Raw genomic sequence first — 21189 nt, forward strand, 5'->3', positions numbered from 1 at the left:
CGCAGCCAGCCACGCACCGGCGAGACGAAAGAAGGGCGGCACGGTGCGAAAGTGAATGGGTCATATCGACCCTTCCCGGCCACTGGATTTTTCACTACTTTAGTGGCAGCTTGCTAGGGTAAGACGGTCATCGCCGGAGCCACGCGAACACGAAACCTATATGTTGTCCCACGACGTCGCCGCGTCATCGAGCGGCACCTCGAGGGTTTCAAGGAAACGGGCTGTCATCATGTAGTGGCCGATCAGGAGCGTTAGCTCTGCCATCTGTGTCTCAGAGAAAAAAGCTCGGACAGCCGCAAAAGTCTGTGTTCCAACCTTGATGTCGCGCATGCACTCGTCGACAAATCGTAGAATCGCCTGGGACCGCGAGTCTGAACCGTTTCCGGCTTCGATCGCCGCGATTTCAGCATCACTCCAACCGGCCTGACGTGCAAGTGGCAGGTGCTGCATCCGCTCGTATGGGCTCCGGCTGAGCGCACCCACCCGCAGGATGATCATCTCGCGGTCCTTGTTGCCTATCGCGCCACGCGGGAACGACCCGCCGAGCGACAGGTAACCAGACGTAGAGCCAGTCGTGCGCAGCAATGCCAGCGTCAGGTTCGCGGGAAAACGGTCATATTGCCGCTTCTGATCTTCCGAAAGCGAGGAAACTGCGGGTAATTCAATCCGAGACATTTGGTTTCCCCTGCTCCCATTGAAACAGAACCAATGACTTCCGGTGTCGCACCTCATTGGGGCAGGCCTACGATATAACTCACACAAGCGACACTCCAATGACCGAAATTTTAGTATATGCGACGCCCGAAGATCTTCATCGACACACGTACAAATGACCGTAGGTGGCCGAGGCCGTGTGGAAACTGTTTTGTTTTCCCTAAAGGCCAGCTCGCCAGCCCGACCAATCAAGCTTTATAGTTCCGGCCCGCGCTAACGTAACGTTTTGAGCGTAAAAAAGGCCCTCCAGGCCCTAGGTTCCAGCCATCTTCGTCGCCTTTGTTGTTCTCGCAACCCCAAGTATCTTCATGACGCGCTTCAGGTTGTAGGCCAACACCTGAAGACTCATTTCGGTGCTCACCCGTCCGAGCGTTCGGGTCAGGAAGTGTGTGGCACCCATCCAGTGCTTGAGCGTGCCGAAGACATGTTCGACGGTGCTTCTGCGGATGGTCATTGCGTCAGGCTTGCGGTCTAGCCGACGCTGCATGGCCTCGAGTATCTGTTCGTGCTCCCATCGTCGGATGCGGCGGTAGTCGCTGGGTGAACATCGTTCCTTGAGCGGGCAACGCGGGCAGGCGCTGGGCCAGTAGACCTGCAGAGTCATCCCGTTTTCAACGGTCGTGAATCGACGAATGGCACACTCACCGGCGGGGCATCGATACTCGTCGTTCCTTGCAACGTAGACGAAGTCCCGCTTGGTGAAAAGCCCCTTCTTCCTTGACGCTGAGGTGAGTGGCTTCGGAACATATGCCGTGATGCCGGCCATATCGCACGCGCGGATATCCGGACCGCTGAAGCAGCCCCGGTCAGCCAGCGCCTTCAGCTTTGGCTTGCCCATCGCGCTCTTCGCCGACCGAGCCATCCTGCTGAGTTGCCCGTGATCGCCGCCGACGTTCGTCACCTCGTGTTCGACGATCAGATGATGCTTCGTATCCACGGCGACCTGAACGTTGTAGCCGACCGTTCCGGTTCTTTTGCCACCACTGGTCATGGAACGGGAATCCGGGTCGGTAAGCGACAACTGTCCGTCCGGTTCTTCCTTCAGCCGCTGCCTGATCTGCTCGAGCTCACGCATCCGCTGGCGTAACAGCGCGATCTTCTCGTACAGGCGCACGGTCTTCACGTCGAAACCTGTTGGACTGGTCCGATCTGCCGTTTCAGTCATGTCGAGATAGCGCTGAACGCTTTCTTCAATCTGCTGCTGACGCTTGTCGATCTTGCCTGCCGTGTAGTTCCTGTCACGGCTGTTCACAGCCTTGAACTTGCTGCCGTCGATGGCCACCATGTCGCTGGATAGCAGCTTCAGCCCACGGCACAGTTCGACGAAACGACGGCATACGTTGCGAATGGCCGGGCCGTTGTCGCGGCGAAAGTCGGCGATCGTCTTGAAGTCTGGCGCCAGACGTCCCGTCAGCCACATCAGCTCGACATTGCGTTGACATTCACGCTCGAGACGCCTGCTAGACGGCACCCGGTTCAGATGCCCATAAACGTAGATCTTGAGCATCACGCCTGGGTGGTAGGACGGCCGGCCCGTGACTGCGGGCGTGGTACCGTTGGAACCAAGTTCCGCAAGGTCCAGTTCGTCGACGAAAGCATCGATGATCCGGACCGGATTGTCCTGTCCGATGTAGTCATCGACGCATTCGGGAAGTAGTGCTACCTGCTTGCGGTCATTGCCTTCAACGAATCGCTTCATGAGTCACCAGGCCTGAATGCGTTGATTCAGTTTAGGCGATCAATGCGTTTTCACACGGCCTCGGCCATCTACGGCCGTTCAGGGGCTACTACTGCTGGACGCTCAAACGTCCCTTCTGTCTCCGGGAACCGCCCTTTACCCGATAAAAAACGACGCAGCAAAAGAAGAGTCGAGCGCGGTCCTATACATGGAATTCACTCAGGCCTATGGAACCGGGATCCAGTGGTACCGAGCTGTGCACTGATCGCGATGGCGAGTTTCCGGAACCCGGCATGCCAATAGTCATCTTATAACAGGGACTTTGTCATGGCCTGGCGGGCGGCTCTTCACATGATCGATGAAGGCGCGCAGTTTCGGCGTGATCTGCCGGCGACTTGGATAATAGAGAAACACGCCCGGTATCACCGGTGCGAACGGCTCTAGCACGTGCACCAGTTTTCCCGCTCTCAACCCATCAACGGTCATCGGCTCAGGTAGCTGGGCAAGGCCTATGCCTTCGATTGCCGCGCCAAGCATGGTGGAAAAATCGCTCGCGATGAAGGGACCGGATACGGCGATCTCGATCACCTGGCCATTGTCGTTGAATGACCACAGCGCGAGCGCGCCGCTGGATCGCCGCCATCGCAAGCATGCGTGTTGGCGCAGATCGTCTGTCTTCCCAGGCAGGCTGCGCTCTGCGAAGTAGGCAGGGCTGCCGACGACGATGAGGCGAAACGGTGGCGTCAACGGTATCGCGACCATGTCGGCGTCGACGAACTGACCCAGCCGGATGCCGGCGTCGAACCCTTCCGCTGCAAGATCGATCAGCTCCTTGCTTGCGGCGATCTCCAGTTCGACCTCAGGATAAGCCTGGCAGAAGGATGCAATCAGTGGTTCCAGGAGGATTGGCACCACCGCGTGCGGCACTGAAAGACGCAACAATCCGGCGGGCCGCTGGCCAAGTCCACGCGCAACTTCACTAGCAGCGACAAGCTCCTCGAAGGCAGGCTTTGCGTGCGAAAGAAACCGTTCGCCAGCTTCGGTCAGGCCGACACTACGCGTGGTGCGTATGAAGAGCGCGGCGCCAATGCGCGCTTCAAGTAAACGCACCGTCTGGCTGACGGCTGAAGGTGTCACCCCGAGATCCGCGGCTGCCCGGCGAAAACTACGATGCTGGGCGACGCTCAGGAACACCTCCACGCCATCGAGCGCGCCTTGTCTGACTGTGAAGTTCTGCTTCATAGCCCGTCAACATTGTGATGAATAGTCGCTCGCGAGAGGCCATGGTACACCTACGCTTGCAGATGAGGGGTCACGCCGATGTCGACTCGCAAGCCCTGAACAATCCGCTAAGACCATGGAGGAACTCCGCAATGACTGATGCACTTGATGACGTGCGAGATCACTATCGCGCGACCGGCCTGACCGCGCGGCTGAAGATCGCGCTCACTGTCTTTGGGCCGGAGGATCAGCGGCTCACACCGCAACAACTGGGCGCCCTCGACCAGTTTCACACCCGTGGGCTTGCTGCCACCACGGAGCTTTCCAAATTGGCCGGGATCACCGCCGATATGTCGGTGCTGGACGTCGGTTCGGGCGTCGGCGGGCCGGCCCGTTTTCTGTCTGCAACCTATGGTTGCCGGGTGACGGGTATCGACCTCAGCGAACCATTCGTGGATGCCGCACGCTATCTCACCCAGCGCACAGGGCAGAGCGAACAGGTTTCGTTCCATACCGCCAGCGCGCTGGAACTTCCCTTCGACGGCAGCCGTTTCGACGCCGTATTGCTGCAGCACGTGGCGATGAATATCTCCGACCGCGCACGTCTCTACCGCGAGATCGAACGCGTGCTGAAGCCATGCGGCAGGTTTGCGACGTTCGACGTCGTCGCAAACGGCAGCGAACCGTACTACCCCGTTCCCTGGGCGCGAACGCCGACAACAAGCTTTCTCCTGACGGCCGATGCAACGCGCGAGGCGATCGAACAAGCAGGTTTCCGCACGCTGGTATGGCAAAACGACACCGAAGCCGCTAAGGCCTGGAGCACCCAACTGCGTGCGTCAGACCCGCTGCCGTCGCCAAATCTCGGCGTGGTGATGGGGCCTGACTTCGCACAGCTCGCCGCAAACCTGGCGCGAAATTTCCTGGAAGGCCGACTCGGCATTCTCACCGCGGTGTTCGAGGCCGCATCGACGAAGCCCCGAATTCACCTGGAGAACCGCTGATGGCCGCCACCCCTGTTCCCATTGGTATCGTCCCGCCGCGTCCCGCTTGGCGCAGCCTGTTTTGGCTCACCCCGTTGGCGGTGCTGTGGATTGTGTTGATCTACTGGAAGCCGATTATCCCGACCAGCGGCGTTCCGACCACAGCCCATCAGCTGATGGCCCATGGCCTTATCGCGGTCGGTTTGTGGCTCGGCCTCGAAAGCACCGACCTGACGCCGGGCCAACGCCGCACGACCTGGCTGGCGGTCATGATCCCAGACACGCTTTGGTTCGCTGTCGCCTGGAGCGCAGCGATCAATGGCGTCTTCCGCATGGGCGCCTCACCCTTGCCGTTGTTGCCGCTGGCGATCTTCCTGCCGGTGATGATCGGCGCGCCGCTGTTGCTGTTGTCGAAACGGGTGGAGCAAGTGCTCGATGCGATGCCGGCGACCTGGCTTGTCACTCTGCAGCTTTACCGCGTATTCGGCAGTTGGGCTCTCGCCGCCTGGCTGCATGGGGTGCTGCCAGGCGTGTTCGCGTTGCCGGCGGGAATTGGCGATCTGTTGACCGGCCTGTTTGCCGTGCCGGCGACAATCGCCGTGGCGAGCGGTACAGCTCAAGGGCGGAAGGCGGCGATCGCCTGGAACATCTTTGGCCTCGCCGACTTCGTCGTCGCGATTACCTTGGGGATGATTACCTCGCCCGGCCGGTTCCAGTTGATCGTTCCGAGCGTGCCGAGCGCCGGCGCCGGCGCTTATCCGGATGTGCTGACCCCTGCTTTCGTGGTGCCAGGCTCGATCCTGCTGCATGCGCTGTCGCTGCGCCAGTTGATCCGACGACACCCCGGCTGATCTCCTTCCTATTCTTCAATGCGCCAGACAACACCTGACAGGAGGCGACATGTCACCGGAGCTTATCTTCCAATCGCATCTCGTTCTAGGCTATGTCGCCTGGCTGCTTTGCTTCCGCGTATACGTCTGGCCCAGGCTCAAGTCGATGGACCCATTCGAAGCGCAACGCGCCATCGCCACCTTGCACAGCTTCCGTTTTTTCGGGCTGGTCTTCATTCTGCCGGGCATCGTCAGTCCCGATCTGCCTGCCAGCTTCGCCGTGTTCGCCGCATACGGTGACTTCGCAACGGGAGTTCTGGCGATGCTGGCGCTACTCACAGCACGGTTACGCCCACTCTTCTGGTCGTTCGTCGTAGCCTTTAATCTTGTGGGAGCGACCGACCTCATCCTCGACTACTACCACGCGATCCAGTCCGATCTTCCTGCGCGTGCGGGAGAGTTCGGCACTACGTACGCGATTCCGATCATCTACGTGCCTGTGCTGATGATTGCGCATGTTGCCGCCTTCTATCTCCTGCCGCGCCCTCAGTCCAAGGCGGCTCGGAGCTATTTACCGTTCCGTAAGTCATGACATTGCCAAAGCGTAGCCTGCTTCAAGCAGGAGGCGATGACCGAAGGACGTTTCTGCACGTTCTTGAGCGTGTTGCACGGCAGCGTTCAAATCGGTGATGCTGCCCGGGCGGAATGCCGGGCGTCGCGATATCGGCCACCTTGAAGAACTACTTCACGGGGGGATGTACTCTGTACGGGCACGACGTAACTTGTGAGGCACAAAAGGCGCTCAACAACAAGATCAACGACTCCAAGAAGGTAATCTGCGAAGCGACGAAAGTGACCAACAATGCAGCCAACGCAGCCGCAAAGCTGGCATGCGAGTCGGGAAAGACTTCGCAACAGGCGATCTTCGACGCGGCAAAGGACAATTGCGAGGCAGGGAAAGCTGGTCAGAATGCGATCTTTGCCCTCCAGAAGGCAGGTTGCGAAGCGGGAAAGACGGGCAACAAATATCTATGCGAGGTGGATAAAAAGGTAGCCTCAGAGCTTTGTCAGGCCACGAATGTTTTCAGCGGTGACCTGATCGGTCCGTCGACCACGAATCTCTTGCGGCGCGCTCTCGGACTCGACCCAATGTTGCCTTCTTCGAGCGACATGCTGGACACGAATGTTATTTATTCCGGTGCTGGCGGGGAAGCGGAACTGTACGCAGACTCGGAAATCCTCAACGGAAAATCACGCGGCAACAAGGACTACGTGGACACCGACCTCAACCATATCGTGCACCTCGTGATGTCCGAGTTACGGTATCCCACCGCGGCAAGCAAGGCTGCGGTTGCAACTTACGTTTCAGGCCGGGCGCGAACATATGGCTCCTATCTTGGGCCCTACTATGCCGCCTATGGCAACGACACCACCGACGAGACTGGCAGGATCGTTCGAGGGATCGCCGCTGGTTGGAAACCCGATGTCCCAGAGATTTACGGAGCAGTGCGCTGGTACCACCGACCTACCAGCAGCACCACGATCAGCATCGGCATCGGAGCGAACCCCGCGCTGGCCGAACTATGGGCTCCGATCATCGCGCACTACTTGAAGTCGACGCCTTGACGCGCTGGCCCTGCAGTCTCGAAGGTGGTCAAGATGGCGTGACGAGTCCCTTGCTCCGAAACCGCAACGGCCATCAACAGACGTTGGTGAACGTCTGCTGATGGCCGAGGGCGTGTCAAAACTCAAAGTCACCAGGTTTTTGGGGGGGCGCTTTACCCTTCCCGAAGTGCTGCAAACCCGATACAGAGCGTTCTGACAAGCCGGTTTTTGTGCTGAGGCGAAGCGACGCGCGTTTTGACACGGTCTGGGCCGGGTGCTGCCCTACGTAGAAAACAGCGGCCGAGGGCTATTGAATTCCCACGTCCGACTACGAGCAGTTCGCGCTAACGGGGCGTGGAACAACACCGGGAAATGTGAGACCGTACACCGCGCCCGCGGCCGCGTACTGCAGGAAAGCGCGCGAGAGCGTCGCCGCAGGCGTTTGATGCATCGACGAGAGGCGCCTGTTGCGTCGCGGCCCAAGTCATCGCACGGCCGGTGGTTCCGCGTCGGTCGGGACGCCGGCCATGTACCGGAATAGTGCCAGCGCCCGGTTCGCCGTAGAGGCATCGTGCCCGCTCGCAATGGAACTGCTGGCTTGCCGGTCGATGCGCGCAAGAATATACAGGCCCCATACGTCGTTGGTCTGGCGCTGTGCGAACACCACCGTCTGCAGCGCGGCAGGCTGAAACAGTGTCAGTCCGAAGGCACGGACCGGCGACACATTTTCCTCGGCCAGCGCCATCCGCTGCGGACTGCGCTCCAGCACCCGCATCCGGTACACCAGGGGGCCGGAGCGGCTGTCGCGCACCCAGAAGTACAAGGTTCGACCGGCTTGTAGTTCCGACGGGCGGAAATCACCCCGCCGTTCGCCGCCCTCGGCGGGTCCGGCCAGCGCTGCGGCATCCAGGAACAAGGGACGCCATTTCTTGTCGGTCGTGGACCAGTAGCGCACGGTGCTCAGGGTGGAAACCGCCGCTGCACGTGCCAACAGCGTCTCGGGACCGCCGGCGACGCGGGCCAGCCCTGCGAGCGCGACGACAACCCGGGAGCGGGACGCGGCAGGCCATCCGGTGCACGAGGACGGCCGCCACCCGCCCGCATCGAGCTCCTCAGCGCGCAGGATCGCCATCGCGGGTTGCGCGCCCAGCGACGCGTAGGCCGGTACCGGCGGTGTCCCGCACGGCGGCGTTGGCAACGGGGTTGCCACGGCGAAACCGGCGGCAATCGCCAGTGGCGCGCAGCGGGCGGCTGCCTTCAGGCAATACGAACCGCGAGGACGCGCAATGTTCATCTGGGCTTGCCTCCCAGCAGCTGCTCGGTCAGGAACTTGACGACGTAATTCGATGCGGCTCCGACGCTGAAATACCTCAGCGCGACGTAGCGGCGCATCAAGGAGCGAAAGATCCCAAAACCTACATCCGAGATCGCCGGGGTAAGTCGTTTGTTCGCCGGCACCCTTCGACGTTCAGGTCCTCGATAACCACCGCCTGGTTCTCGCGGCAGAGCCGAGTCATGAGCTTGTGCATGAAATCCGCTCTGACGTGCGCGATGCGCGGGCAGCCTTGCCAAGGATACAGCTGTCTTCATCTATTGACGACGACGGCGAAAACGATTCCTCGCTCGCCCGCCTGCAGTGGTCGAACGTGACGCCTCGTTGCGGGTCGACAGGCCTTGTATAGCGGACGGGAAGCTATAGTGCCTTCTCCCGCTCACAAGATAAAGTTGAAGTTTCTTATCGTGTGCATTACGGATCGTGCATGGATCGGTGTTAACGCAGCAGCCGTGCCTTGTCACCCTTGATGGACATACCGTTCCCAAGTTCATTACTATGCTATGCCAAGTATCGTCAACTTGATGTAATCGATAACCAGAAAGTACGTTCTGGAAATACCATCCTTGCACTAATCGCTCAACGCCTTTAACCACGCGGGTTTCGACACCCGATCATCACTGCGGATTCGCTACAACCCGGCTCCCCTCTACATCCCTTACGCGGTATCGGCTAGAGTTCCACCTGTAATGCAGGTCCTATTGGAGAAGACATGCGAGACAACCTGATTCCCGTCATCGTGGGCCGGAAATGGCAAATTGCTACGGGGTACCATGCCGTTGAACTTCGAACAACGTCCAAATCGGCGCTTCCGACGTATAACAATGGGTCGTGCGTCACTCTCTGTCTGAATAGCGCTGGCGACAGGCAAAGAATTTATCCTTTGCTCGGTGTTTCGTCCCTGTCCGATGGTTACGTGGTAGGCGTGAGACAAGAAGGTGATGGCAGAACGGATAGTCAGCTAACCAAGTTTCCGTTGAATGAACGGGACGAAGTGTTTGTCGGCGCCCCCAAAAGCCCGCCGACAATTTTGGACGATCGTGCGCGATCTATCCTTTTTGCTGGCGGAATAGGCGCAGCATCGATCGTGGGAATCGCGAAGCGGCTTGCAACGGCGGGTCAAAGGTTCGAGGTGCACAACTTCGCCCGATCGGCCGACCGCGCAGTTCTTCGAGAAGAATTTGACGCGCTTCGAAGTCACGGTGAGGTCTATCACCATTTCGGCCTGTCCGATGATCTATTCGCGCAGAAGAGTTCTCACGCAATGAGTCCAACTCATGCCAACACACAGATTTACTGCAGCGGCCCCCCTGCTTTCATGGATCTCATTGAGTGCCAAGCCCGCGAATGGGTGTATGCAGCGAACGTTCATAAAATCGCCCTTGGCGACCAAAAGGCACGGTCAGCGGCAGTGCAACGGCATGGTAACTGAGGCGCGCTTTCCGCAGTTGATGCACAATCTCGTCGATCTCGCCCGCTCACGCCTATCTGGGGCTTTGGAATACTCGTGAGCCACTTGGACAGTTCTAGAACCGCGAATTGACGTCATGCGCATCTGACCGGTGGCGACGGTGAACCGACAATTTGGAATGACGGCCTTCTAAGGCGCGCGAACGGCAACTATTGGCCGGGAGTACGCGTTCACCCGCTCGCCGGAAAGCTGCCATTGAAGACTCCAACGGCAGCTCCGTGGAGCGTCCACGGAACTGGTGCTCTCGGCCAGGAGGAGCCACTCGACCAATGCTCGCGACCGTCCGTTCATAGGAGGACAAGGGGCGCACATCGCGGACGCAATTGCCTGTCTCGCCACAATGTCATATACGTCAGGGTTCACGGTATTGGTCGATGGTGGTGGCGTGGCAGGATGAATTCTGGAACTCCCATGTAGCCTTGTACAGGTGGCCGAGCGGCACTAACCTGACCAGCATGCGTCGGCTCGGATCGCGTCGGTCCGATGTCGGGGTGCGATAGCGTGAACCCGGATATAGGTGTGACATGGAACAAGACGAATTCAGCGCCTTTGAGCGTCAGGGCTGGGAAACAGTCGCACAGCCGTACCACTCCTATTTTGGCGAACTGACGACGCAGTCCAATGATGCGTTGCTCGATGCGCTTGAGGTACGTGCCGGCGTGCAGTTCCTTGATGTCGCGTCAGGACCCGGCTATCTCGCGGCAGCAGCGGCGCGTCGTGGCGCCGATGCAGTTGGCGTCGATTTCGCCGACGCGATGGTCCAGCAAGCAAGACGCATTTTTCCCGACCTCGCATTCCGTCCCGGGAGCGCCGAAGATCTGCCTTTTCCGGATATGAGTTTTGACGCGGTTGGTATCAGCTTCGGAATGCTGCATTTCGCTCGTCCCGAGGCCGCGCTCGCCGAAGCGTTTCGGGTGCTGCGCCCGGGCGGCAGAGTCGCGTTTACAGTTTGGGCGGCGCCGGACCAGACCGTTGGATTCGGGATGGTGCTCAAGGCCATTGAGAAGCACGGTCGCATGGATGTCCAAGTGCCTCCTGGGCCTCCGTTCTTCCGCTTCAGCGACTCGCACGAATCGGAGCGTGCGCTGCTTGATGCGGGCTTCGTTGAGCCTCGCACTACGGAAGTCGGTCAAACGCTGCGTATCCGCGCGCCCGAAACGCCTTTCGACGTCCTGATGCGTGGCGGTGTCCGCGTCGCGGCGATTTTGAAGGCGCAATCACCGGAGGCGCTGGCTTCGATCCAGAAAGCTGTCTCCGACGATGCGGCATCGTATACGGAGAACGGTGAGGTGCAAGTCCCGATGCCGTGTGTACTTGCGTTTGCGAGAAAGCCCTGAATAGTCGTCGGCAGTAGACTCCGAGGCGACCAGGAAGCGGGGAACTCCGGTTGCGTCAGACGCCGGCGGCGTGGGGCGGAAGGCCGCTTTAGAGCGTGGTAGTGACACTCGCCGAAAGGACCTCAGAGGCAGGAACGGGTCGACAGTACGTTGAAGTCGGTAGCGGTCGTTCGACTCCCGCCGTTCGCGAACGACCTTTGAGCGCCAATTAGCGGGCATATCAGCTTCAACGCACGAACGTCGGCTTTGGCCGAAATGCAGACCATCTCTCCCAAAGGACGCTGTCGGGCGACAGCCCGGGGGCCACAAGCGGGTGAACCGGGGCTACGCACAGGGCTGCGCCTCACCCCCGCCCGGTTCGCCAGGGCACGACCACCTGCTATCGCGTCAGCGGTTTCGTTCAATCCGCGTATCACGGCAACCTTCACAGCCGGCCCTACTGTCGCGCATGCGTGGAGGAATCAATAACGCGGCCAGATCTGATCGGACGACCCGTTCTTGGGTGCCTACCTCAGTCGCTCCGATATGCAGCGACGCCGCGATCAGTCGCAAATGCCTTTGGCGATCCTCGTCTGCACCGTCCTTACCTGATCCGCGCCTGTCGCCCCTCTTCGCTCCAGGCGGCGGCCGCGCAAGCCTTAACTGCACCGCCGTGCAGTAGAGTTCGAAGCCGACGTGCGGAAACGGATAGCAGCGGACAACCTTCCTGTACTGCAGCAATCATGTCGAATCAATCTGCCGAAACGCACTAGATTGCCAAGACAGTCCCTTACCACAATGCGACGCAGTCCAGCCTGAAGCGATTCAGGCTGCGCCCCTTTCCTCCCTGAACAGATAAAGCGCCTCCTGAGCGGCCCGATCAGAAAACGAAAACAGCACGCTGTCCTCGTCTGCCTCGTGCTGCACGCGATGCCACGACGGGACCACGAAAATGTCTCGCTTGCTCCACTCCACGACAAAGTCGTTTCCAATCACGCTGCGGCCACGCCCTTCGATAGGCACAAAGACTGTAGCGTCGGTGGAACGGTACGGCGCCGTCGAAAATCCCGTAGGCAGCAATTGCATGAACGTAGCCATTGTCGCCATCGCATACTTCCCATTGTTTGGGTTGATGTACCTCATTTTCAGCCCATGACACGGGTCCCAGGCGTTCGCGCGGCGCATTTGTTCCAGCGCTTCACGTGTCCTTGCATACGGATAGTTGAAAATCGGCGAAGTACCACCGCCCGGGTGATAATCTACCGGAAGCAGGTTGGCTCCGTAGCGAACGTCACTGTCGCCTATGGGGCGCGTAATCGGTTGCTCGTCCTCGCCAAGATGCTCGGCGAATGAGGCGTCCATGAACTGCACCATGGGTATGTCCAGACCGTCCAGCCAGAAGATAGGCTTGTCGCTTTCGTTGCCATGATCGTGCCACGCCATCGGTGGCGTGATAATGAAGTCTCCTTCATTCATCGTGGTACGCTCGCCATTCACCGATGTGTGGGCGCCCCCACCTTCCATCACGAAACGCAGAGCTGTTTGCGCGTGACGGTGCGCGGGTGCAACCTCGCCGGGAAGGACCAGTTGCACGCCCGCATACAGATCAGTTGTGATCTTCGATTCACCGCGCAAGCCGGGATTCTCCAGGACGAGCACGCGCCGCTCGGCTTCCTTGGCCGTAATCATGCCGCCCGCCTCCATCATGGCCGCGCGCACATCTGAGAAGTGCCACTGTGCCGGCACGCATTTACTGCGCGGCTCAGGAGTGATCAGGTCATTGAGCGAGATCCAAAGCGGCGCGAGATTCTTCCGACCGATCCGTTCGTAAAAGGCCTCACGTTCGGGAGTCTCCATCACGCCCACTCTGCTAGTGCTATCGGACATCATGTTCTCCATTCTCTACGGGCTCATTCCCGCGTTTGCCAAATATCCGAGCTGGAGCCGTTTCCTCCAACGCTATGACCGCGATCGCTCCGGCGCAGATTGTCCAGAGTGGCATGGTTACCGCATGCTCAATGCCGAAATGCTTGGCCAGATAACCCGCATAAGCAGGCGCCACGCCACCGCCGAAGACTTCACCAATACCGATAATCATGCCGGATGCAGTAGACATCAGTTGCACCGGTACGGCCTCCGCGGCGACCGGTCCGACAGTCAGCGTGATCAGGCTATAAAGACAGCCCATCGCAACCATCAGGCAAACGAACAAAGGAACGGGTGCTGCACCCGTTCGCAGGAAAATCCACAGTGACAGAAATACGCCCGTCGCTGAAAGCAGCATAACGGGCTTGCGACCAACGCGGTCTGAAAGCGCCGGCAGCACGAGCGCACCAATCGCACCGCCAAAGCCGAGTGACGAAAGAATGAAGCCCATCTGCTGCATGTCGAGATGCAAATAGTCGACGAGATAGTTCGGAAACAGCGCCGCAATGACAATCTGACATGCTAGCCAGCACAGCATGCATATGATTCCAAGCGGTACATTGCGATAACGAAATACCTCATACCAGCGATGTTGGGCTGTATCGTGCGTAGTAGTGTGTTTCGCGATTTCAGTCGGCGACGGCCGGCGCAATATGCGTTGCGCGAGAAACGCCACGACGAGACCTGGGAATGCCACCAGCAGGAAAATCCACGGCCAGTTCATTACCTTGAGAAGTTGTGTCACTACGATCGGAGTGAGACCAAGCCCGAGCAGCGCCGGCATCATTTGCTGAATGCCGACATTGCGTCCGTGCCGGCTCGGCGGCGACGCATCCATGGTAGCGATGATGCTCGCAGGCGTGAAAGCGCCCTCTGCTACCCCCATGAAGGCACGGATGGCGATCAGGCTGCCGACTCCAGTCGCGAGTCCACCGAGCCCCGCCAGCAACGAAAATCCGATCATTGCCGGCACGATGACTCTCTTGAAGCCAATCCTGTCTGAGAGGTTGCCCGTCAAGAGCGCCGACAAGCCCCATGCGAGCGCCAACGCTCCGGTGATATGCCCGAGATCCTGATAATCGAGCTTCAGGTCGCGCATCAGTACCGGCATCAACGGCACGATCAGGAAGCGATCTATGCCGACCAGCCCCATACCAAGGGCCATCAGTGTGACGGCCTTCCATTCGTAGCTCTTTGACGGCTCGACGTGCGATGAGGCAGCCGTTGAGGGCGCCAGCGGAGGGTTGACGTTCATTCGAAGTCCTTTTGGTTGGACGGAATCGCTCGATCGAACGCAGGCAGTGCCAGCGCTGCATTCGAAATTCGCTGCAGGGTTGGAAAGGGAGTCATGTCCAGATCGAAATTACGGGCGTTGATAACCTGAGGAACGAGGCAAATGTCCGCCATGGTGACGTTGTCGCCATGGCAAAACCGCCCCGTTTCGGGGCTACGCGCAAGCATTGCCTCGATGGCGCCAAAGCCATCCGCTATCCATAGGTTGTACCAATTCCTGACAGCGTCTTCTGGCTGAAGGAGCGTCTTGCGCAGATAGTTGAGAACGCGCAGATTGTCGATGGGATGAATATCACAAGCGACAATCTGTGCCAGTCCACGAACGCGTGCGCGCGCGGCCGGAGCGGCAGGTAGCAACGGCGGATCTGGCCGCGTCTCGTCAAGGTAATCAAGAATGGATAACGACTGGACCAGTATCTGTCCGTCGATTTCCAGCGTCGGTACGAGCCCCTGATGATTCAGTTCCAAATAGTGCGGTTCCCTCTGCTCGCCGCGCCGCAGGTGATGAAACGCATCCTCGTACGCGATCCTCTTGAGATTGAGCGCTATCCGAACGCGAAACGACGCAGATGACCGGAAATAGCCATGGAGTATGGTCGGCGCATTCATTAGATCGAAGCCTTGAGATGCCGCACTCCGTCGAGCTGTGCACGGCGCAAGCCGTCAGCTACAACTGCATCGACCCGTTTAGGTATCCAGGCATTGACAGGATCGCTGGCTGCCCGATCGACGTAAGTCGACAACCACGTGATGAACTCAGAGAGACGGAAAAACCCACATAAAAGTGTCGCAAAGCGGTTCGCGAAGTTGGACGCGTCGGTGCAATAGGCATGAACGAATGCACCCGACATCAGAGGTTTTTCGATCATCTTTGCCTCCTGTTCACATTTTCAATGTGATCAACTATCGTAGCCAACGTAATCACTGTCCAACGATAAAAATCGACTACATGATCTCGACAAATAATCACCAACCCCCTCCTTCAACGTGCATTCTTAATGCATACATTCGCATATCAAACTATTCCTAGATAATCTATTTGATACAGAGAATCCAAATTATCCTATCTGGTTTAGAATTTGCAGAGAAACCGAACCGGCGACGAGTGGGTCGTCGCAGTCGGGCCGCTCCGGAGATTCGGCGGACACGCGACTGGCGCGCTTCGAGCAATCAAAGCCAAGGCCGTTGCACGCCACGCAACGGCCTGTTCGCGATTACCGCTCTATCGCATACACACTGAGCCCATTGTCGACTGACGAGACGCCAGGCACGCTCTTAGCGATCTCGCCAGCGCGATCCACCTGATCACTCTTCGGCACGGAACCAGACAACGTAACAATGCCGCTTTTTGCGTAGACGAACAGCTGTGTCATGTCGATCCCCTTTGCCCTCGCCATGGCGGTACGCACATTCCTGGCGAGCTTGCGGTTAGCCGCCTTGGCGGCCTTTGCGCTCGGTGCGCTGCCCGCATCCGCCGACGCTACCACTGCACTGCTATTGCCGTCCTGCGCGGACGCTGAAAATGGTGCGATGGTGGTTGCCAATGCGACCAACAATCCAATCTGTACCCCTACTCTCATTTTGTTTCTCTCTATGTTTGACATGTTAGAGACCGATTTGAATTGACCCGGCAGCTTGCGAGTCAGGGCTGGCATATCCCGTGAGGAAGGCACCGTCACTGCAGCGCCTCCCCCGATACAGATCGCCAGTCGTCGAGCGGCCGTTTTGGCGTCCTTCAGCCTTAGAACGAATGCCGCACGCCAATCTGCACACCGGTCTGACTGCTATCGGTGGACGACGTCTTATATGCAGCAGACGTACCGTTGTACGAGTCGAAGTTAAGTGCCGAGTGGCGCGAGTAGCCCACTACCAGATACAGATCTGTCCGTTTTGATAACAGATAGTCGCCGATGGCCATAACCTGCTGCGGGCTGGCCGGCATCGTCACCTCGCCATCGATTCCGGTTGCTGTGCGAACGCGATCGTAGTAGTACGCAATGGTCAGTATCTTGTCGACCGCGAACAGGTAGCGTGCAGCCACCCAGAAGTAATCGTCGCGAGCGGCATACCCGGCGAGCGGATCGTTCTTTCCGTAGCGATACCCTCCCATGAGTTTGAGCGCGGCGGTCGAATAGGTTACGCCGATAGCCGCTTTTTCGAACCGCGCATAGCTGCTGCCAACACCCTCCGCACGATGGAGGTTGTCATAGCCCAGACTGACGGAGACCGTGCCGTTATCGTATGAGGCAGCACCGCCGTAACCCGAACCATTCGAGAACTGCCCTGCAAGATTGCTAAAGGAATAGTGTCCAATCAGCGTCACCGGCCCGAAAGCATTCTTGTATTTGACGACGTTGCTCTCCCAAAGATTAGAACCGACCTCCGCAACGACAGGTTCGTATGTACCCGAGAGATCCGTCGGCGACGACGGGTAGAGTGCATCCACGAGGGACGTGTACTGTCGACCAAAACGGAGCGTGCCAGCGTTCGGGGATGTCAGACCGACCCACGCGCTACGACCGAAAAACTCCTGCATCAGGTGGCCGTTGGGAATCAAAAAGCCATCCTCCAACTGGAACTCCGCCTTTAGCCCGCCTCCGAGATCCTCCCTGCCCGTGAGGCCCCAGCGCGAGCCGCCGGAGCGAGCGCCGTCCGCCATTGCCCAGCGGTCTCCCGTCGCCGCAGGCTGGTTGGTGCTGGTCGGCCAATGATTGGTGAATTCGATTGCGGTGTCGAGAATGCCGTAGAGCGTTACACTAGGTTCAGCATGCCCACAAACCGCAAACGACCCGGCTACCAGGCCAGCAAACATCTGCCTCTTCATCAAACGTCTCCTCCATCTAAAATTGCCAACTCGAAACCTGTCGTGTCCGCGCTCATTCGTGTTTTTTTGGCGGGCACTCCTTTCGTCGCCTGAACGTTGCAGGCAACCCTGCTTCTCAATCGAAGGAAATCAGCGAAACGCGATTCCTGTTGCTCATCGGTCGAAAAGCGATCGTTCTTATATTTTTATTAGTAGCAGTCCTATTTTTATGATCGACTTTCCGTGCCGCACATTCGGTGATAGTCCTGTGTTCTGGATCAGGATAAGAACGCCGACCTGCAATCCAGACGTACATCGCTATTCTATTTTTGGCGCACAAGAATCCTCCCGGGCATTGTTCGATGCCGGTACGTCAGGACTTTGGAATTGAGAGCGCTAAAGGTTCAAGCAAGAACCAGTACGTCAAACATGGGAAGGTTTCCGATCGCCGTCTTCAGACTTGCGTTTTGCAATACTGCAAACTATCGGGGCAGCCGTGATCGCTGTCTAACGATTAAAAATAACCACGAGATCTCGATAACTAATCACCCACATTCCGGTTCCGGGGGAAATGGCCGGTGTGGACTATTGGCTTGGTGACAGGAAGCGCATCTGGCCGGCGATCCGTGCTGCGGTCTCACGAAAGTTCGCGACTGCCGGGTTGTCCGAACTGGAATTCCATGCCGCGATCAACTCATAAGGCGTCAGCAGGTCGTCGATCGGTATGTAGACGACGCCGAGTTGATGAACTCGCGCTACCCACTGAGGTACCAACGTAACGCCAAGGCCCGCGCTAACAAGCGCAAGGAGAGTATGAAGCTGTTCGGCCTCTTGAACGATTCGAGGTGCAAACCCAGCGGATGCGCAACATGTGACGATGATTTCAAGAAGCCGGCTGTTCATTCTCCGGGGGAACAGAACAAACGACTCGTCGGCGAGTTCGACGATGGACAGCGTCGGCCGTACGGCAAGCGGATGCCCCTCCGGGATAGCCGCCACTAAAGGAGCCTCCGCGAGCGCGACAGACTTAAGCGCGTGACCAGGGGACGGCGAAGGCATGATTCCAATATCGATGACTGAAGTTCGAAGCGCCTCAATTTGTGCGCTTCGATCGAGCGGATGCAGCGTCAACTCGACCTGCGGCCACCTCTGGCGGAAGTCGCGCAGTATCGGCGGCAGCATGGACCACAGTACGTTGTCGACGAAACCAACCGCAAGCCGCCCGACCGTACCATCCGCCGACGCTCGGGCGCGGCGCATGGCCTCATCTGCCCGACGAAGAAGGTCACGCGCCTCAGGCAAAAATATCTCGCCGGAAACAGTGAGTCGAACGTTGTGGCGCGAGCGCTCCAGCAGCGAAAATCCGAGCTCTTCTTCGAGCAACTTCAACTGATGGCTCACCGCTGACTGCACCACGTGCATACGCTGTGCAGCCCGGCCGAAATGGAGTTCCTCAGCGACTGCCGTGAAGTACCGAAGTCTACGCAGGTCCATGATGAGAGAGCCACATAAGGTTGCGAAAGTCTCGTCGAAGTTCTGCACTATCGCGCGCTTTCTTCACGAGCTGAACCACAGCTAATCGGCAGAGATCCACCAAGCAATCTACGACCGCTGCGTTTCCGTAGAGCGGCCAGGATGCATCATTGGGTTGCGTCGAGCACGACTTTGCCGTGTGCATGACGGGTCAAGCTCTTTTTCAGAGCATCGGCGGCGTGCGACAGTGGAAAGATGGTCTCGACTTCAACGCTAAGCTCGCCGGAATCGAAGTACGCAGCGATTGCAGTCAACTGTTTGCCATCGGATCGGGTTGCGAAATGCCTCGCCACCACACCTGCTAGCCTCGCGCGTTCGGCGTCCGGTGGACTGACCGGTGACACCAAGGTACCGCCCGCCTTTAACAGCGACCATGAACGATCCTGTGTTTCACCGCCAACCAGATCCAGGACGATGTCCACAGACGACACGATCTGTTCGAAGGACTCGGTCTGATAGTCGATGACCTGCGTCGCGCCAAGCTGTCTAACGTAGTCAAGATTGCCGGATGACGCCGTTCCGATTACGCTGGCGCCAGCGATTCTCGCGAACTGCACTGCCATACTGCCAACACCACCCGCTGCACCGTGGATCAGCACGCGCTGACCCGGTTTGACGCCAGCGTGCTCATGCAACGCCTGCCACGCGGTCAATGCTGCCGCAGGCACACCTGCCGCTTCAAGCGGGGAGAGTTTATTCGGAACTAAAGCCAGACGTTCCGTTGACGCGATCACCTTCGTGGCGTACCCACCGACGATCCCGATGTAACCGAAGACGTGGTCACCCACGGCGAAGCCCCTGACCCCGGCGCCCAGTGCCGAAACTTTTCCCGAAACGTCAACGCCAGGCGTGTAAGGCAGTGACAGCGGCAGGAATGCTTTCATCCTGCCTTCCAGAATTTTCCAGTCGACCGGGTTAACGCCGCTCCCGGCAACGTCGATCAATACTTCACCCTCTCCCGGTACCGGGTCAGCGATATCTTCCAGCGTCAGCACTTCGGGGCCGCCGTAGGCGTAGGCACGTATAGCTTTCACGGGTAACTCCTGATTAAACGACTGTACATATGAAGCCGATTTGATTTGTCAGATCACCGAAAGCAGACCGCCATCAACAAGCAAGGCGATGCCGGTGACATAGCTCGACATGTCCGAACCGAGCCACGCAACAGCGTCGCCTATTTCGGACGGCTTCCCGAGGCGGCGCAATGGCGTGCGTTGCCGAAAGCCTTCCGAGGCTGCGGCGATGCCGGGATTCGTGCGCAGCAAATGCGTATCGATCGTGCCGGGGCAGACCGCGTTGACGCGGATGCCGTCGGGGCCGAGCGCGTCTGCGAGCGCCTTGGCCATCAGTACAACACCACCTTTGCTGGTCGAGTAAGCGACGGTCATTCCGGCGCCCGCGATGCCACCCATGCTCGCCATCAGCACGATGCTGCCAGGCTTGCCACGCGCCTTCATCTGGCGTGCCGCGGCTTGCGCACCGAAAAGCACGCCGTCGAGATTGACCGCCATCAGTCGCCGGTAGTCGCTTTCGGCGACGCCGGGACCGTCCTCACGCAACGTGATGCCGGCGTTGCAAACCATTACGTCGACGCCGCCAAACTCCGCCGCCGCATCGACCAGCGCGTCGACTTCCGCGTGCCGCGTCACGTCGGTGCGTTGAAAACGCGTGAGCACACCTAGCGCTTCGATCTCGGCAGTCGTCTGCGTACCGCCCTCGTGCGGGGTTTCGGTGACGTCGGAGACGATCACTGCCTTTGCTCCGTGCCGCGCCGCGCTAATCGCAATGGCCCGGCCGATGCCGCTGGCCGCGCCAGTGACCAGAACGACCTTGTCCTCAAGAATATCGCTCATTTTGGTATCCTTATAAATCAATCAACTTAAACGCATGTACTGGACCGACAGTCTAGTGGTGCGCGGCGGACGTCAAGGCGCTAGCGCGTGAGCGCAGCCGGCTTTTCATGCCTCTTTCGCGCCGGCAGGAAAAGCACCGAGTTGCTGCATCAGCGAGAAGAGATTGGCGACACCCCAATGTTCGGCAATCTTCCCGTTGCGCACACGCATCGCATCGACGGTTTCAAAATGGATCTTTCGGCCGGTGGGCGGCACACCGAGGAAGGTGCCTTCATGTGTGCCGTGGTACGTCTTGTAGGTCGTCACCAGATCTCCGTCGGCAACCTGCCAATGAATATCTGCGTGAAAATCAGGGAACGCGGCACGCAGTGCGTGGTAGAGGCCGCGTGCACCATCCTTGTCCGGGGTACAGTTTGGCTGCGGCGTATGGTCGATAAAATCGTCCGCGAATAATTCTTCGAATACGTCGAAGTTGCCGCCGCCTTGAACCTCTTCGGTATTGCGACGAACCACAGCCTTTGCTTCTTCGCTTGCATTGTTACGGGTCATGTCATGCTCCAGAACGGTTGAAAAATGCGAGTGTTTCAGATGAGTGTTTTAGATACAGAGATCAAGAACGCTACCCATCAC

20 protein-coding genes are annotated in these 21189 nt (G+C 58.7%); 6 read left to right on the forward strand and 14 right to left on the reverse strand.

The features are described from left to right. Window positions 1-156: 156 nt before the first annotated feature. The 3 genes from RI103_RS35215 to RI103_RS35225 all read right to left on the reverse strand — a co-directional run bounded on the left by RI103_RS35215 (window position 157) and on the right by RI103_RS35225 (window position 3634). Window positions 157-675: a carboxymuconolactone decarboxylase family protein gene (locus RI103_RS35215; protein WP_310818689.1), complete on the reverse strand. Its 519-nt coding sequence runs from the start codon at window positions 673-675 to the stop codon at window positions 157-159. A 292-nt stretch (window positions 676-967) separates the two neighbouring features. Then, a complete protein-coding gene (locus RI103_RS35220) occupies window positions 968-2413 on the reverse strand; it encodes an IS1182 family transposase (protein WP_310818690.1) in 1446 nt (481 codons plus the stop codon). A 282-nt stretch (window positions 2414-2695) separates the two neighbouring features. Further along, window positions 2696-3634, reverse strand: coding sequence for a LysR family transcriptional regulator (locus RI103_RS35225; protein WP_310818691.1), 939 nt, complete (start codon window positions 3632-3634; stop codon window positions 2696-2698). A gap of 131 nt (window positions 3635-3765) precedes the next feature. Between RI103_RS35225 and RI103_RS35230 the strand changes: the two genes are divergently transcribed. The 4 genes from RI103_RS35230 (at window position 3766) to RI103_RS35245 (ending at window position 7052) form a co-directional block, all read left to right on the forward strand. Next, entirely contained in the window at window positions 3766-4617 is an 852-nt protein-coding gene (locus tag RI103_RS35230; protein WP_310818692.1) for a methyltransferase domain-containing protein, read from the forward strand. After that, on the forward strand, window positions 4617-5447 hold the full coding sequence (locus RI103_RS35235) for an MFS transporter (protein ID WP_310818693.1): 831 nt from the start codon (window positions 4617-4619) through the stop codon (window positions 5445-5447). The genes RI103_RS35230 and RI103_RS35235 overlap by 1 nt, the downstream gene beginning before the upstream one ends. A gap of 49 nt (window positions 5448-5496) precedes the next feature. Beyond that, a complete protein-coding gene (locus tag RI103_RS35240; protein ID WP_310818694.1) occupies window positions 5497-6018 on the forward strand; it encodes a hypothetical protein in 522 nt (173 codons plus the stop codon). A 140-nt stretch (window positions 6019-6158) separates the two neighbouring features. Further along, on the forward strand, window positions 6159-7052 hold the full coding sequence (locus RI103_RS35245) for a hypothetical protein (RefSeq protein ID WP_310818695.1): 894 nt from the start codon (window positions 6159-6161) through the stop codon (window positions 7050-7052). 463 nt (window positions 7053-7515) lie between these two features. Here the strand turns inward: RI103_RS35245 and RI103_RS35250 are convergent, their stop codons facing one another. After that, on the reverse strand, window positions 7516-8325 hold the full coding sequence (locus RI103_RS35250) for a DUF6675 family protein (protein WP_310818696.1): 810 nt from the start codon (window positions 8323-8325) through the stop codon (window positions 7516-7518). A gap of 751 nt (window positions 8326-9076) precedes the next feature. Between RI103_RS35250 and RI103_RS35255 the strand changes: the two genes are divergently transcribed. Continuing rightward, window positions 9077-9796, forward strand: a complete 720-nt coding sequence (locus tag RI103_RS35255) for an oxidoreductase (RefSeq protein ID WP_310818697.1) — start codon at window positions 9077-9079, stop codon at window positions 9794-9796. 563 nt (window positions 9797-10359) lie between these two features. Then, entirely contained in the window at window positions 10360-11172 is an 813-nt protein-coding gene (locus tag RI103_RS35260; RefSeq protein ID WP_310818698.1) for a class I SAM-dependent methyltransferase, read from the forward strand. Window positions 11173-11976: 804 nt separating this feature from the next. Here the strand turns inward: RI103_RS35260 and gtdA are convergent. The 10 genes from gtdA to RI103_RS35310 form a co-directional block, all read right to left on the reverse strand. Further along, complete coding sequence (gtdA, locus tag RI103_RS35265; protein ID WP_310818699.1) at window positions 11977-13050, reverse strand: gentisate 1,2-dioxygenase; 1074 nt, start codon at window positions 13048-13050, stop codon at window positions 11977-11979. Next, entirely contained in the window at window positions 13028-14332 is a 1305-nt protein-coding gene (locus tag RI103_RS35270) for an MFS transporter (RefSeq protein ID WP_310818700.1), read from the reverse strand. The genes gtdA and RI103_RS35270 overlap by 23 nt, the downstream gene beginning before the upstream one ends. After that, the gene (maiA, locus tag RI103_RS35275) at window positions 14329-14979 is read right to left on the reverse strand and encodes a maleylacetoacetate isomerase (protein ID WP_310818701.1); all 651 of its coding nucleotides are present in this window, start codon (window positions 14977-14979) and stop codon (window positions 14329-14331) included. The genes RI103_RS35270 and maiA overlap by 4 nt, the downstream gene beginning before the upstream one ends. Continuing rightward, window positions 14979-15239, reverse strand: coding sequence for a hypothetical protein (locus tag RI103_RS35280; protein ID WP_310818702.1), 261 nt, complete (start codon window positions 15237-15239; stop codon window positions 14979-14981). The genes maiA and RI103_RS35280 overlap by 1 nt, the downstream gene beginning before the upstream one ends. A gap of 345 nt (window positions 15240-15584) precedes the next feature. Then, the gene (locus tag RI103_RS35285) at window positions 15585-15914 is read right to left on the reverse strand and encodes a BON domain-containing protein (protein ID WP_310818703.1); all 330 of its coding nucleotides are present in this window, start codon (window positions 15912-15914) and stop codon (window positions 15585-15587) included. A 197-nt stretch (window positions 15915-16111) separates the two neighbouring features. Continuing rightward, a complete protein-coding gene (locus RI103_RS35290; RefSeq protein ID WP_310818704.1) occupies window positions 16112-17194 on the reverse strand; it encodes a porin in 1083 nt (360 codons plus the stop codon). A 564-nt stretch (window positions 17195-17758) separates the two neighbouring features. Continuing rightward, window positions 17759-18715 (reverse strand): LysR family transcriptional regulator, encoded by a 957-nt coding sequence (locus RI103_RS35295; protein WP_310818705.1) that lies wholly within the window; start codon window positions 18713-18715, stop codon window positions 17759-17761. Between the two features lie 98 nt (window positions 18716-18813). Continuing rightward, window positions 18814-19740, reverse strand: coding sequence for an NADP-dependent oxidoreductase (locus RI103_RS35300; protein ID WP_310818706.1), 927 nt, complete (start codon window positions 19738-19740; stop codon window positions 18814-18816). A 48-nt stretch (window positions 19741-19788) separates the two neighbouring features. Then, window positions 19789-20559, reverse strand: coding sequence for an SDR family oxidoreductase (locus RI103_RS35305; protein ID WP_310818707.1), 771 nt, complete (start codon window positions 20557-20559; stop codon window positions 19789-19791). A gap of 105 nt (window positions 20560-20664) precedes the next feature. Then, a complete protein-coding gene (locus RI103_RS35310; protein WP_310818708.1) occupies window positions 20665-21108 on the reverse strand; it encodes an ester cyclase in 444 nt (147 codons plus the stop codon). Window positions 21109-21189: the final 81 nt, after the last annotated feature.

The organism is Paraburkholderia sp. FT54 (assembly GCF_031585635.1).
Lineage (GTDB): Bacteria > Pseudomonadota > Gammaproteobacteria > Burkholderiales > Burkholderiaceae > Paraburkholderia.

What these genes read in the sequence shown, in the direction of transcription:
- RI103_RS35215 (WP_310818689.1), bottom strand. Translation starts at nt 675, where the DNA reads ATGTCTCGGATTGAATTACCCGCAGTTTCCTCGCTTTCGGAAGATCAG.
- RI103_RS35220 (WP_310818690.1), bottom strand. Translation starts at nt 2,413, where the DNA reads ATGAAGCGATTCGTTGAAGGCAATGACCGCAAGCAGGTAGCACTACTT.
- RI103_RS35225 (WP_310818691.1), bottom strand. Translation starts at nt 3,634, where the DNA reads ATGAAGCAGAACTTCACAGTCAGACAAGGCGCGCTCGATGGCGTGGAG.
- RI103_RS35230 (WP_310818692.1), top strand. Translation starts at nt 3,766, where the DNA reads ATGACTGATGCACTTGATGACGTGCGAGATCACTATCGCGCGACCGGC.
- RI103_RS35235 (WP_310818693.1), top strand. Translation starts at nt 4,617, where the DNA reads ATGGCCGCCACCCCTGTTCCCATTGGTATCGTCCCGCCGCGTCCCGCT.
- RI103_RS35240 (WP_310818694.1), top strand. Translation starts at nt 5,497, where the DNA reads ATGTCACCGGAGCTTATCTTCCAATCGCATCTCGTTCTAGGCTATGTC.
- RI103_RS35250 (WP_310818696.1), bottom strand. Translation starts at nt 8,325, where the DNA reads ATGAACATTGCGCGTCCTCGCGGTTCGTATTGCCTGAAGGCAGCCGCC.
- RI103_RS35255 (WP_310818697.1), top strand. Translation starts at nt 9,077, where the DNA reads ATGCGAGACAACCTGATTCCCGTCATCGTGGGCCGGAAATGGCAAATT.
- RI103_RS35260 (WP_310818698.1), top strand. Translation starts at nt 10,360, where the DNA reads ATGGAACAAGACGAATTCAGCGCCTTTGAGCGTCAGGGCTGGGAAACA.
- gtdA (WP_310818699.1), bottom strand. Translation starts at nt 13,050, where the DNA reads ATGGAGAACATGATGTCCGATAGCACTAGCAGAGTGGGCGTGATGGAG.
- RI103_RS35270 (WP_310818700.1), bottom strand. Translation starts at nt 14,332, where the DNA reads ATGAACGTCAACCCTCCGCTGGCGCCCTCAACGGCTGCCTCATCGCAC.
- maiA (WP_310818701.1), bottom strand. Translation starts at nt 14,979, where the DNA reads ATGAATGCGCCGACCATACTCCATGGCTATTTCCGGTCATCTGCGTCG.
- RI103_RS35280 (WP_310818702.1), bottom strand. Translation starts at nt 15,239, where the DNA reads ATGATCGAAAAACCTCTGATGTCGGGTGCATTCGTTCATGCCTATTGC.
- RI103_RS35290 (WP_310818704.1), bottom strand. Translation starts at nt 17,194, where the DNA reads ATGAAGAGGCAGATGTTTGCTGGCCTGGTAGCCGGGTCGTTTGCGGTT.
- RI103_RS35305 (WP_310818707.1), bottom strand. Translation starts at nt 20,559, where the DNA reads ATGAGCGATATTCTTGAGGACAAGGTCGTTCTGGTCACTGGCGCGGCC.
- RI103_RS35310 (WP_310818708.1), bottom strand. Translation starts at nt 21,108, where the DNA reads ATGACCCGTAACAATGCAAGCGAAGAAGCAAAGGCTGTGGTTCGTCGC.